We start from the raw sequence: 12,586 nt of genomic DNA on the forward strand, positions 1-12,586 counted from the left end.
GTAAATTTATTGTATACTTAAAAAAGAGCTTAGGAACGAGGGTGATTTCCAGTGGTTAATGTATTAGTTGTTGATGATCATATCGCAGTAACTGAAGGAACGAAGGCTATATTAGAAACGTGTGATGACATTTTTGTTGATACTTTGTCGCCCCCTTTTTCTATTGATTTGATTAAGGACAAAGATTATGCAAAGTACGATGTTATTTTAATGGATATTAATTTAGGTTTGGATCAAAACGGAATTGAAGTGTCTAAACTCATTCTGAAGGACCAGCCTGATTGCAAAATCATTATTTACACGGGATATGATATTGAGGATTATTTTGTAGAGGCTGTTAAAAATGGGATTTTCGGAGCAATAAATAAAAATACGACGAAACAGAATATCATTACTTATATTAACCATGTTCTTAACGGTGATATTGTGATGTCATTAGAACTTTGCAAAAGATCGTTAAAGACTTCCGCAAAACCACCAAGAGAGAAAGTCGGCTACACGGAGCGAGAGCGGAAAATCCTAGAATTATTAGGAGAAGGTCTAACGAATCAGGAGATTGCAGATAAAATCTACGTGAGTAAACGAACAGTAGAGTATTCCATTACTGAGATATTCAATAAATTGAATGTATCGTCACGAGCAGAGGCGGTTTTAATCGCAAAATCTGAAGGATTGTTATAAATAAAAAAGATAACCTATCCTTGTCTTATGGCAAGTGCAGGTTATCTTTTTATATTTCAATGATAACTTTAAATCCATCACCAGGGTTCGTATCAATCTTCATTGTTCCGTTTAACAGCGCAACTCTTTCACGAATACCCGATAATCCCATGCTGCTTTCTTTGGAGAAAACTGTATCCATTCCAGCACCAATTCCATTGTCTTCATAATGAATAACCAATACCTCTTTAATATTAACTAGGATAAGGTTAATATGTGAAGCCTCAGAATGCTTAGCCGCGTTGTTTAACAACTCTTGAACAATTCGATAGATATTTAATTGCACATCTAGATCGTCAGGTTCCTTAAGGTTGTTAATATTTAAGTTAACCGTCATTTGATGGTTTTCTTCATGTTGATAAATTAACTTTTCCAATCCCTTTTTTAACCCTAGATCATATAAAACATTCGGCCTTAATTCATAACATGTTTCTCTAGTAGTCTTAATGACCTTTGTGATGTGATTCATCATTTTGTTTATCTCATCAATACTTACATCATTACCACTTATATACCATTCACTCGCTCTTTCAAAATTCTTTTGGAAAGAAAGCAAGTCTTGCAAAACTGAATCATGAAGGTCCTTCGCAACCTCTGATCTTTGTTTTTCTTCTAGTTTATAAAGTACTCGGTTTAGCCAAATTGGATTCGATTCTTCCTTTGAATGCTCTAGGTTTTCAAGATATGACATGAGGTTTTCAATCTTTAAAAAGTTCTCAAGCGTTACATGCGTGTAATAAGCAAGGGTTTTTAGATAAGATAGTTCGTCTCTTGTTAAGATCGGTGTGTTTATTTTGGAAGTACATACAAGTAAGTAGAAGTTTTTATCCACTTCACCTACATTGATAATGAATCCTCTATTCACTTCAATAATCTGCCCAACCGACCTATTACATTTCTTAATTTCATCTTCATATTCAAGAATATCCGGATTAATCTCACTTAGTATCCCTGAATCCTTGCCAATTTCAACATGGTAAATATCACTAACTAGTGTGATATCTAGTATTGTTTTCTTAAGTTCATCCATTACCTGACTAATATTATTTGCATTCCTTAGACTTTCTGTATAGCGAAAAATACTCTGTTGATAATTTTTCTTTTCAGAAAAACGGTTTAATTTGCTGTCTAGTATTTCCTTATAGTAAAACGTTAGCATATAGATAAATATAAAAAATACAAATAACCTTATTGAATATAATATAGGGTTATTACCTTTTGTCATTGCAACAACAGAAATACTAAGCAAACCAGGAATTAATCCTATAAGAAAGTAATAACGTACTCGCCCAATAACAAAATCAATATCATGGATTTTGTCAGCTAAAAATTGATAAACTAACGCTGTTGGGATAATAATTAGGAATCCAGCTAATATAATCGGGGGAAAAATATAAACCCTAAACAATACATATGGAATGACATAAAAAATAACAAACGGTGAAATAGCAATGATATTTGAAATAAGCAGCACTTTAATTAGATATTTTTGCACCCTATAATCTATACGTCTTAATCCTAAAACCATTACAATAAATGCAATTACATACAGGATAAAAAATGACAATAAGTTTATAGATTTCTGATAAGAAAATTCCACAAATATCATTTGTTCAATCAGAACGTTTAAGATAACTAAAAGATAACCTATCTTATAGCACCATTTGCTAAACCACACCTTTCCAATATCTGAAAAGTAATGGTAGATAAATTGTAAGAATAATACTGGAACAGATAAAAAGGTGACAAGATTTAAATTTCTAAGTAGTACATCTCCTCTAGTAGATCCTCCACCACTAAAATATGCAACTGAAAGATCCAGTAGAAAAATAATGAGGTAGAATGAAGGGCGATTCAAGCCATTTTCAGTTGTATTATAGATATGGAAACATGCATAAAGCACTAAAATAGCAACAATAGATGGTACAATAATTTGAAATACGGTTTGCAAATCAAACGTATAATCAAACTGAAATTCTTCTATTTCACCATCTGTTTTTAGGACGCTTATTCGATCTGATTGTTCAATTCTTTCATATTTATTTACTAGTTTATAATTATGTGGATCTTCACCATTGACTGAAAGTATTATATCTCCCGGTTTGAGTCCAGATTCTTCCGCTATTGAGCCTGGTTCTAACTCAACAATTTTAATTGGTTTATCTGGATCGTTTGTAACCCTAGCCCCGATATAAGGATGCATAGTTATAAAAACTGTTGTATACGCTACAATTGATAAGAAGACTATTACTGCAATGGTGAAGAACACCCTTGACTGTCTTTTATTCACTTTGTTCCTAAATAACTCCTTTATGCCCTAAAGCATATGATAATTACATCCAGAATTTAGATAGTGACACTTTACTATGATCTTTAATCATTTTAATAACCTGAAGAGTCTCTTCCTTCGTTACTTTCACTAAAGACGCTGTACCTGCTAAAACCGCTTGCTTTTCTACCTCATTGTTTCTTAAGTAATTAACTGTTTGCTCAACTGTTGGATTCATTCGAATCTCTCCTTTTTATATGGTTTCTAAAAGTACATCTTTTATTGCTTTTTGTTCTATCTCATCTACAAAAAGTAGGCATGAGCGATTTAAAAGTATTTGTTCTAGCTCCTCTTTGTTCTTAGGATCAATTAGGTATGCTACTATATCGGATATTTCATAGTTTGATCGAATCATCATACCCTCCTTTAACACTTCTATTTTACTAAAATTGTAAGGTAATTGAAAATAAATTTTTTGTAAAATTAGGAGATATGTTGTTTATAATGGTATTTTCAGGAAGTATATTGTTGAAAGATAGATTAATCAATATGCATTTCTACTCATTTATATTTACACCCTCTGATCCTTCTTAACACATCCCTTACACTTCAGATCAAAAAAACTCCCGGCTTCAAATTCGGGAGTCATCATTTTACTATTCATTTCCATTAATGCTGATCTGGTAAATCAGAATAACTCGGTCCACTCACCGAAGCTGAAGTATCGATTTTAGCTGCTGATACTTGCTGAGGCTCAGAAAATAAAGAAATACTAGAAATCGTAAGTGCTACTGCAACAACTACATGTAAAAAGTACCGTTTCATAAACATGACCTCCTAACTAGTTTCTTCTATTATAATAGGAATTCACCTTTCATGATTTGGGCATGATGGGCATCTAGCTTTTATTTCACCATGTTGTACTCTGTTTTAGAACCATAAACATACGAAATTATAATAATAGGAATATTTTTATTAGATTAGGAGGCGCCTTTTTCCAAGAAGCCAGCCTCAATCCTTTGAGCGGCATGAATCATTTCTTCTTTTCCTTGCAATCTGAAAATGGTAATGGACTTTTTGATAAAGCTAGAACCATGATCACCGTCACCCATACGATAATAATTCGAGCCACATTGAAAATATAGCTCTCCTAATAAATACAATGTTTCCATTCTTAATGCTTTTTTTATTCCTTTTTGACAAAAAACTAAAGACTTTTGATAATCCCCCAAGTCAGTGTACGCTTTTCCGATACCATAATAGATACGCAGATAAATTGTCTCATCCTTCATCTCTTCTAAAAACTTCATGCTCTGAAGCAATTTTGTATATAGCTCTAGTGATTGTTCATATTTTCCTTTCTCCTTATAGAAAATCGCCAGGCTATTAGCTATTTCAATTTCTCTTTCCTTCATAAGTGTATTCCCTTCTTTATAAGTCATAGAAAGGGCCAGCTTCAGCTTATCTATTCCACTCTGAAGATCTTTAAACAGGTAATGTTGACAAATTCCTTCATGCCAAGTAAAAAACTGTTGATGCTCAACGTTTTGAAACAGAGCGTTTCCTTTTTCTTTTTGAACAATATGATAAACAGACTGATAATCACGTTCACGGATGTAATATCTGATCATTTGATAAACATCCCTGACATAGTCCAGTCGTGGTGTTTCTGCTATTTCAAAAAAATAATTCATATCAACTCCAAGCTTACGTGATATTTTATATAAAATAAGGGAAGATGGGATTTCATTTGAATTTTCGATCTTACTAATTTGAGCTTGAGTACAAATTCCCTCAGCTAATTGCTGTTGACTTAAATTCAGCGACTTTCTTAAGTCCTTAATGACACGACCAATATCAACAGTTTCGTACATACCTCCACGCCCCCTGCTCAGTATCTTATTAATATATCTATTAAAAAGAACATACCATGAAAGTGAACTATACTTCTATGTTACTCTCTTCCATCTTTAACATAAAAGAGAATATTCGTATAATTATAAAATATTTTAAAATAGTAAGGACGATCGCTTTTTGATGACATCTAACCCTTTGTAAGGTTTGTTATTCGTTCTAAACCTCTTTGACCAGATTCTACTAACCTTCTAAACTAAAAAACGATTAAGCTTTCGTTAATCGAAATTTTTCGTAAAGGGGATAGAAAAGATGTCAAAAAAACTTGCTACTATCGTTCTTGGTACCTCCCTAGCGTTTAGCACCATCTTACCCGCTTCAACATCATTTGCTCAAACACCATCTGAAAAGCTTATGGAACAAATGAATTTAGTGCAAAAGCTGATCGAAAAGGACAAAGATGTACCATTATTCCTCTCTGGAAAACTCTCAAAAGATAAAATAAAAAATGATAAAGATGTAAAAGAATTTTTAAAAGCAAACAAAGAATTATTTAAAATTGATTCCCACAAAGAACTAACATTACTAGAAAAAGAGACGGACGATCTAGGTATGACTCACTACAAGTTTGCCCAAGCCATTAATGGTGTGCCAATTGACGGTGCTGTCTTTACTGTTCATACAAACGAAAACAACGAAGTCATCGCTACAGCTGGTCTATTGTATCCCGATGCTGCTGATAAGCTAGCAAAATCACAAACAAAAGCTTCTATTACACTGGAAAAAGCGGTAGATTTAGCTTGGAAGGAAATTGACTTAACAGAAAAAGAAACAAATAGCGGACAAGAACATCAAGACGAACTTTCTAACTTAGAGAATACTCAAGTGAAAAAGGATTTAGTGATTTATCATCGCGAGGGGACCTACACATTAACCTATAAGGTTCAACTTCAATTTATAGAGCCATACGGAGCAAATTGGCAAATCTTTGTTAATGCAAAAGACGGCTCAGTTGTTGATGCTTACAATGCTGTTAACGATGCCGCTACTACTGGAACTGGATATGGAGTATTAGGCGATTCTAAAACTCTCAATACCTACTCTTCAGGTGGTACGTATTATTTATATGACGTGACCAAGCCAATGAATGGTGTGATTGAAACGTTTACTGCACAAAATCGTTCAACATATCCTGGCGCACGTTCAGTTGATAGTAATAACGCTTGGACAAGCTCCACACAGGGTGCTGATGTTGACGCTCACTTCTATGCCGGAAAGGTGTACGATTACTTCCTAAACACACACGGTAGGAATAGCTTTGACAATAATGGAGCAACCATTCGTTCAACTGTTCATTATGGTCGTAATTATAACAATGCCTTTTGGAACGGCTCACAAATGGTGTATGGAGATGGCGACGGTAGTGTCTTTGCTCCTTTATCAGGCGCACTCGATGTTGTTGCACACGAGCTAACACATGCTGTGACAGATCGATCAGCATCTCTTGAATACCGTAACCAATCAGGAGCGTTAAACGAATCATTCTCAGACGTTTTCGGGTACTTCCTAGATCCACAGGATTATTTGATGGGAGAAGATGTGTACACACCAGGACAAGCTGGCGATGCCTTACGAAGTCTCTCAAACCCAGCTCAATTCGGCCAGCCTGAGCATATGAATCAATATGTGAACACCACATCTGACAACGGTGGAGTTCATACGAATAGTGGAATTCCAAATAAAGCTGCTTATTATACAATCAGTAGCATTGGAAAAACACAAGCGGAAAAAATCTACTACCGTGCATTAACTGTTTACCTCACACCAACTAGCAACTTCAGTTATGCACGAGCTGCCTTATTACAATCTGCTGCTGATTTGTATGGTAGTGGTGGTAGTACTTATAATGCTGTGAAGTCAGCTTGGGATCGTGTTGGGGTTTATTAAGGGACGGGGGTCAGGTTCCTCGTCCCACCTTTAAACACTAAGTAAAGTTAAAATAAGTTAAAAGGAGATGGACGGGGGATCAGGTCCCTCGTCCATTTACATAAAGTATATCTCCGGACAAAATATATAAGGAACATATAGAGAGGTTTCCTGGCCTGTCATGGAATAGGTTTTTGTTGCTATGACTCCCGAAAAGGTTACCTTATCAGCTTCTTGTTACGAAAATCACAAATTATGTAACGCTTTTAACGAATAGCGAGTATTATACGACCGTCTCTAGTAAATTTACAACCCAAAGTTTAAGTGCCAAGACAATAAACAACTCTCTTTCACATTACCCATTGTTTATCACCACGAGCCTTGTCAATCTCGTTAGTTTGTTAGACAATCCATTTCATAACTACCCCTACCGTATAAAATGTCATCTCGCCTATTTATCTTATTTTTTTCACAAACACAGTATCAAAACAGAATGCCATGAAGGTACTACCTTCATGAGCTGTGATTTTCATACAGTCATTATTTATGTTGTCCAAAGTGTACATTCCATACAAAAAAGCACTTGTTGCCTAAAAGACAACAAAGTGCTTTACAGTTATAAATTACTATTTCTATCTTAAACAAATGAGCCTATTAATTTCTTTATTGTAGACTTTTTTACCGTAACTCATTATTTATTCTTTTTCATCCATCATTCGTTTTAAATATTCAGCAATTTCTGTTTGTCCTCTTTCTATAGCAAATGCATAAGCATCCATATCTTTCATGTTTTCACCAGAATATTTTTTCGAGATATCAATATCGTTCTCTACCAACAATTTAACAATCTCAAGATTACCACCATATATAGCTGCAAACAGAGGGTTTCTATCAGGTTCACTAGTATCCATCTCTATATTTTGGTTAAAGAGGTGTTGGACAATATCTAGATAACCTTTGCTAGCTGCTCTTTCCAGGGCATTGGTAGAAAAAGTTCCACCCTCTGCATTAACGTCTAAACCAGAATTAATGAGATATTCAACGATTTCTAACTGTCCATGAGCTGCCGCTATATGTAACCATGTCCCGAACGGTGTAACCCATGTCAACATTTCTGGTTCTTTTTTAAGCAGCTCTTCTACAACATCCAGTTGACCATTTTTAATGGCTTTTCGGATGTCGTTCGCAAGTAAATTTTTATCCACCTTTAAAACAATTACCCATTGTATAGATTACTAAGGAAAGTAGTAAAATCTTCTGATATAAGTTTAATATACTCGTCTTTTAACTCATTGTCTTCCTCAAAATAGTCCATATCGCAAAAGTATACTTGGTCCTGTTTGCCGAGAGTTAAACAAATCAAGCTCTCAGCTGGATCTATGCCTATAGGGATTAAATTAGAAGGTACTATCTTATTTATACAATATTTCTGGTAAAAGCGTTCTAGATTCAAATCTGTATCTTTAGTTAGAGGTAAAAATAACATAATTGAAGAGGTAACAGTTCCATCTGATGTCTTAAATCTTCTCTTTACTGGTTTACCGCCATTATTACGAAGTAAAAATTCCTTATAATCATCTGAAAGTATTATACCGTAGCTATTTTCAAATATCTCGATATCTTTACTTACTAAAAGATTAAAAGAAGATTCGAATTCAATTTCCAATTTATCCCACTCCTAAAAACTAATTATTTACTATTGAATATAATCTATTTATTAAGTCTGTAAATGTGTCGCAAACCGGAGTTATTGACGTTTCTTCGTCCTCACTAATGAAGAAGACAACTTTTGGAGAGTCTTCATTATACCGATAGTCAAAACATAATAAATTTCCATAAGGATCTCTGGCAAAAGGGATTAGTTTTTGAGCGGAGAACTCATAAAACATTTGAATATTTATGTCTTTATTAGTAAAGCTAATTAAGTTATTAAAAACAACTTCAATTCTTCCATCATCACAATCAAAAACATTAGGATCTGGGAAGCCTCCATTATTATATATTACGCATTGTTTAAAATCAGCTGGAAAAGTGAAACCAAATTTTTCTTCAACTTCAACTAGCTTCTTCTCACCTATTGGTTCTTCCGTATATTTCCATTTTGTTAATCCCATGAACTCAACTCCAGTATCTGCTTTTTGATTTCCCCTTTTCTTCCCGCTTCACCACCACCCCATATTGCTCTTCCGCCAGTGTGACTAGCTGCTTGATGTTCAAAATAGTCAACAATTTGCATTTTTCCTGGTTCTTGATGGTGATGCCAAGTCAAGGTTTGAGGTACTTTGCCTGCTTTTAACAATTCTATTTCTCTATCTGTGAATTTTGATAACAATTCAGGTTTTTCTTTTATTTCTTTGTATAACATTTTAGACAGATATTCAAATTGTGCTGCATCAGTATCTAGATGAAGTTTTTCTGGTAAAGTAATTTCATGCTTCGAATCAAATATTGGAAAACCTTGTTTATCATATCTCACATTATATTCTTTTCCATTCTTTTTTGATAAGAAAGTAAAAGTAGTCGTTCCATCCTCATTACGAACCTTACTAATGAAATTTCTAGGTATATTGGGTTTTCTAGTATAAATTTGATTCCTCGCTGCTTCAACCATTGCATTCTCAAATTTAATTTCGTCAATGTTTTGAATGTTATTATTACCCCTACCCTTATCAACCTTCACACTAGACCTAGAAACAACCGAATCAATCCGATCTTCTACCGTCGACCTACTAAAAACATTCACAGGAACTGAATTCGCCGTACTCATTTGAAGGGACTGGTTTGGAAATAAGGTTCTGCCTAAGAAGTTGGTGACGTCATCGACAAATTGGGTTCCGCCTTTTTTTACATCTTTATATAATTCTACCGTTTCTTTCTTGATTCCTTCAAATACTTTGTTGTTTTGGACGATTTCTTTTACTTTTTGCGAGATGGCTGGGTTTACTGCTTTGGTATTGTTTGCTTTGTCTTTTTCTACTTTTAATAGCTTGAGGTATTTTGATTGGCCTACGTATGGGATGAGGGAGGTTGCTGCGCCTCCAGTTACATACATAATCCCTTCTTTTTCTGAGGTGTCTGATATGGATTGTGCGACCGATTCTAGGACGATGATCGGGTCATCGATGATTTGCTCGAGCGTTCCGGCAAAGGTCTCTACTCTTGTGTTTGCCGCCTTTTTTAAGAATTCGGGTTCAATTGAGTCTGGTATTTTACTAGATATCGCGATGATTCCCGCATCAATGACAAGGCTAATCAGGCCTTCTGCGATTTCATAGATGGCTACAAATAATCCCTTTATGAAATTCCATACCCCTTCAACCGTTACAGAAACAACATCACTTACTCCTTCAAAGAAGTTGGTGTAGGTATCTTTGACTGCAGAGGCTTTGGTTGAGTATTCATCATCAACATTTTCAAACTTCTTTACTTTTGTTTCATAAAGGTCCCATAAACCTTCTATATTCTTTTCAAGCATTGCCTTGGAAGATTCAATATTCGTCCGAATAGCATCGAGCTGTTGTTTATTATGTCTGCTTCTCTCTATTTCTTCTGGAGTTGGATCGTCAAACAAACCAAATAAGAAGCTTGGGGACTTATGTGTTTCTAGGATCGCATTAAACATATTGTTGTTTACACCTGATTCAATCTGTGTGAGGTTCCACCAGATATCGTTGCGATCGACTCTCATCATACTATTTCGAGAAATAGGTGTAATGTAGGCAGTTGTATCGGTCACATAGTTTTCAAATAATGATAAAAGATCGTCTATTTGAGCTTGGTAGCTATTAATATTTTTCTTTGATTGCTGAATGGTTTCATCCCAAACGTCCAGGCTCTTTCCTGCGTTACTTTCTACATAAACAGCTATCGAGGTTAGGGAACTGTGCATTTGATTTAAGGCATTTTTGTATGTATGAAGTTGTTCAATAATTTGATCCAATATTCCATAGTTAATTTGTATGTCTCTTTCATGACTGCCCACTCCGAATCATTTCACTCGCTTCTTCATCGGCCTTTTTCATTTCTTCTAGCATTTCTTTACCAGCAGCATGAATAGCATACATATCCTTTAGTAAATCTTTATTGATATCATCATTCATATTATCTAGAATCGCATCAACTTTTTCTATGAAATCAGAATTAAAGTTCTTTAATTGATCTCTTGTGCCAGTACGGAAGGTGTCAGTATAACTACTAAACTCTTCAATACTTGATTGAAGTGTTTGTAAAGTGGTTTGTAAATCGTGAACACTCATCTTTATGTTTGTTGTTCCCAATACGTAAACTCCTCTCTACCAACTTTTTATCTAAAATGAACAGATTGAATCGTGGCAAGTAATTGATCAATCTCTGCTATCATTTCTTCTATCATTTCTCTCATCTCTTCTTCAACAGATGCATTTTCTAAGTCCATTTGCTCAAAATTTTTCTTAATCTCATATTTTGCATCTTCCAAAGACGAGCTGATACCAGAAACTAAGTTATAACAAAAGCTTGACGTATAAAGTGCCATTACCTTTTACCCGCTCTTTCCTTAGACTCAATTTCAAGCTGAAGGCGTTTCATGTCTTGTGTAGAAAATTCAATAGAACTCATATTTTTTTGAACAATAAAATCTTCTTTTATGAGCAGAAGAAATGCTTCTTCCATATCATCTTTATAGCCTGTATGAATCACGTTTGTAATCAATGGCTCTGTAAAATAAATGGTTGTATCTTTCTTCATTTCTCCTACAGGGTAAATAGCGCCACCGTATGGGAAATACGTTTGATACCCTGTTGGTGCTATAAAACGCTTTGTAATCACAACCTTGGTAGGTGAAGACGTTTGATGTTCAGGAATAAAATGAAGTGGATTAAGCTCAACAACTGTACCTAGCGGTAACACCTCTCTCATGATTTCAATACATGAAGTAATAAAGAGGACAAAAGGCTTTTCAGGTAAACAAAAATATGTTTGTGCAAACTAATCACGTGTTCATCATTTTCTCTTCTATAAGTAATCTCTTCTCCATTTTCACATTGTATATTATAGGAAGATCGCTCTTGCTTGTAAGCATAGTAAAGTTCTTGAAAGACAAGTTCATCATCAAGATACAAATCTGCAAACTCATTAATTGCCACACGATATCTAATTTTTGCTTCATTTGATAAAGAGTCAATGACTTGAGCCACTTTTTCCATAGCGAGTGTTTTTAACTCCATTTTTTCATTCAACCCACTCACTCACTTTCATGTTAATTTTTTACATACATATGTATTATAAATGAAGCGCTTGGAAATTATATGGTAAAAATTATCTAAAAATAACAGTTGTGCATCTATGCTCCTAGATATAAGTACTTACTTTTTAAAGAAAACTAGTCTGAAAGTTTACTACGTAAATAAAAAAGCGTTTTACGTGTTGTATAAGTAGTTGGGTTTTGAGTACAAAGTCGCTAAATTCTCAATTGAATTGGGAAATTTGTATCTTTTTTGTAATGCTATTTTTGCACCCTAATTCACATTCCTTTCAGGCAGGATGACAAAAGTTCATGTGGTGTGCGAGTTTGTTAGCTACATTAATTGGGGATTGATGTACTGAAAGTGGTAGGGTTTTGGATATTCAAGTTAGAATATATTAGACTTTGATGTTATTCATTGTTGATTTTTCGTGGAGGTATAGGAATTAATAGGCGGAGAAATTCCGGGTAAGGTATATAGTAGGTGCTTAAAAAGCCGATATAAGCGGATATATTCCGTTTAACTTCTCTAAATATAGCCAAATCTAAAGTTTTGGTTCAGATAAGCGGAAAAAATCCTCTTATTTTGTGAGAAA

15 protein-coding genes are annotated in these 12,586 nt (G+C 34.5%); 2 read left to right on the plus strand and 13 right to left on the minus strand.

From position 1 onward, the window contains the following. The first annotated feature begins 51 nt into the window (after positions 1 to 51). The gene (locus MVE64_RS10985; protein WP_247346418.1) at positions 52 to 681 is read left to right on the plus strand and encodes a response regulator transcription factor; all 630 of its coding nucleotides are present in this window, start codon (positions 52 to 54) and stop codon (positions 679 to 681) included. A 49-nt stretch (positions 682 to 730) separates the two neighbouring features. On the opposite strand, the gene MVE64_RS10990 is transcribed toward MVE64_RS10985, so the two are convergent. From MVE64_RS10990 to MVE64_RS11010, 5 genes are all read right to left on the minus strand, one after another. Next, positions 731 to 3,010: an ATP-binding protein gene (locus tag MVE64_RS10990; RefSeq protein WP_247346420.1), complete on the minus strand. Its 2,280-nt coding sequence runs from the start codon at positions 3,008 to 3,010 to the stop codon at positions 731 to 733. Positions 3,011 to 3,053: 43 nt separating this feature from the next. Next, positions 3,054 to 3,227, minus strand: coding sequence for a hypothetical protein (locus MVE64_RS10995; RefSeq protein WP_162987489.1), 174 nt, complete (start codon positions 3,225 to 3,227; stop codon positions 3,054 to 3,056). A 15-nt stretch (positions 3,228 to 3,242) separates the two neighbouring features. After that, positions 3,243 to 3,404, minus strand: a complete 162-nt coding sequence (locus MVE64_RS11000; protein ID WP_247346421.1) for a hypothetical protein — start codon at positions 3,402 to 3,404, stop codon at positions 3,243 to 3,245. Between the two features lie 254 nt (positions 3,405 to 3,658). Beyond that, positions 3,659 to 3,814 (minus strand): hypothetical protein, encoded by a 156-nt coding sequence (locus MVE64_RS11005; RefSeq protein ID WP_247346423.1) that lies wholly within the window; start codon positions 3,812 to 3,814, stop codon positions 3,659 to 3,661. A gap of 155 nt (positions 3,815 to 3,969) precedes the next feature. After that, entirely contained in the window at positions 3,970 to 4,863 is an 894-nt protein-coding gene (locus MVE64_RS11010; protein ID WP_247346425.1) for a helix-turn-helix domain-containing protein, read from the minus strand. 292 nt (positions 4,864 to 5,155) lie between these two features. Between MVE64_RS11010 and MVE64_RS11015 the strand changes: the two genes are divergently transcribed. Next, positions 5,156 to 6,790 (plus strand): M4 family metallopeptidase, encoded by a 1,635-nt coding sequence (locus tag MVE64_RS11015; RefSeq protein ID WP_247346426.1) that lies wholly within the window; start codon positions 5,156 to 5,158, stop codon positions 6,788 to 6,790. Between the two features lie 674 nt (positions 6,791 to 7,464). On the opposite strand, the gene MVE64_RS11020 is transcribed toward MVE64_RS11015, so the two are convergent. The 8 genes from MVE64_RS11020 to MVE64_RS11055 are packed head-to-tail and all read right to left on the minus strand — an operon-like array spanning position 7,465 to position 11,985. Then, on the minus strand, positions 7,465 to 7,974 hold the full coding sequence (locus MVE64_RS11020) for an ankyrin repeat domain-containing protein (RefSeq protein WP_247346427.1): 510 nt from the start codon (positions 7,972 to 7,974) through the stop codon (positions 7,465 to 7,467). Between the two features lie 11 nt (positions 7,975 to 7,985). Further along, the gene (locus MVE64_RS11025) at positions 7,986 to 8,435 is read right to left on the minus strand and encodes an SMI1/KNR4 family protein (protein WP_247346428.1); all 450 of its coding nucleotides are present in this window, start codon (positions 8,433 to 8,435) and stop codon (positions 7,986 to 7,988) included. A 19-nt stretch (positions 8,436 to 8,454) separates the two neighbouring features. After that, positions 8,455 to 8,883, minus strand: coding sequence for an SMI1/KNR4 family protein (locus MVE64_RS11030; protein WP_247346429.1), 429 nt, complete (start codon positions 8,881 to 8,883; stop codon positions 8,455 to 8,457). Next, positions 8,874 to 10,751, minus strand: a complete 1,878-nt coding sequence (locus tag MVE64_RS11035) for an HNH endonuclease (RefSeq protein WP_247346430.1) — start codon at positions 10,749 to 10,751, stop codon at positions 8,874 to 8,876. Before MVE64_RS11035 ends, MVE64_RS11030 begins: the two co-directional genes overlap by 10 nt. Next, entirely contained in the window at positions 10,738 to 11,046 is a 309-nt protein-coding gene (locus MVE64_RS11040) for a hypothetical protein (RefSeq protein WP_098794741.1), read from the minus strand. Before MVE64_RS11040 ends, MVE64_RS11035 begins: the two co-directional genes overlap by 14 nt. A 26-nt stretch (positions 11,047 to 11,072) precedes the next feature. Next, positions 11,073 to 11,282, minus strand: coding sequence for a hypothetical protein (locus MVE64_RS11045; RefSeq protein WP_098794740.1), 210 nt, complete (start codon positions 11,280 to 11,282; stop codon positions 11,073 to 11,075). Beyond that, a complete protein-coding gene (locus tag MVE64_RS11050; RefSeq protein WP_247346431.1) occupies positions 11,282 to 11,665 on the minus strand; it encodes a DUF4176 domain-containing protein in 384 nt (127 codons plus the stop codon). The genes MVE64_RS11045 and MVE64_RS11050 overlap by 1 nt, the downstream gene beginning before the upstream one ends. After that, a complete protein-coding gene (locus MVE64_RS11055; RefSeq protein ID WP_247346432.1) occupies positions 11,662 to 11,985 on the minus strand; it encodes a hypothetical protein in 324 nt (107 codons plus the stop codon). The genes MVE64_RS11050 and MVE64_RS11055 overlap by 4 nt, the downstream gene beginning before the upstream one ends. Between the last annotated feature and the right edge of the window lie 601 nt (positions 11,986 to 12,586).

The sequence above is a fragment of the Metabacillus endolithicus genome (assembly GCF_023078335.1).
GTDB lineage: Bacteria > Bacillota > Bacilli > Bacillales > Bacillaceae > Metabacillus > Metabacillus endolithicus.

Excerpts from the sequence above, each read along its gene's own strand:
- MVE64_RS10995 (WP_162987489.1), bottom strand. The coding sequence starts at position 3,227 with ATGAATCCAACAGTTGAGCAAACAGTTAATTACTTAAGAAACAATGAG.
- MVE64_RS11000 (WP_247346421.1), bottom strand. The coding sequence starts at position 3,404 with ATGATTCGATCAAACTATGAAATATCCGATATAGTAGCATACCTAATT.
- MVE64_RS11005 (WP_247346423.1), bottom strand. The coding sequence starts at position 3,814 with ATGAAACGGTACTTTTTACATGTAGTTGTTGCAGTAGCACTTACGATT.
- MVE64_RS11010 (WP_247346425.1), bottom strand. The coding sequence starts at position 4,863 with ATGTACGAAACTGTTGATATTGGTCGTGTCATTAAGGACTTAAGAAAG.
- MVE64_RS11015 (WP_247346426.1), top strand. The coding sequence starts at position 5,156 with ATGTCAAAAAAACTTGCTACTATCGTTCTTGGTACCTCCCTAGCGTTT.
- MVE64_RS11030 (WP_247346429.1), bottom strand. The coding sequence starts at position 8,883 with ATGGGATTAACAAAATGGAAATATACGGAAGAACCAATAGGTGAGAAG.
- MVE64_RS11045 (WP_098794740.1), bottom strand. The coding sequence starts at position 11,282 with ATGGCACTTTATACGTCAAGCTTTTGTTATAACTTAGTTTCTGGTATC.
- MVE64_RS11050 (WP_247346431.1), bottom strand. The coding sequence starts at position 11,665 with ATGAGAGAGGTGTTACCGCTAGGTACAGTTGTTGAGCTTAATCCACTT.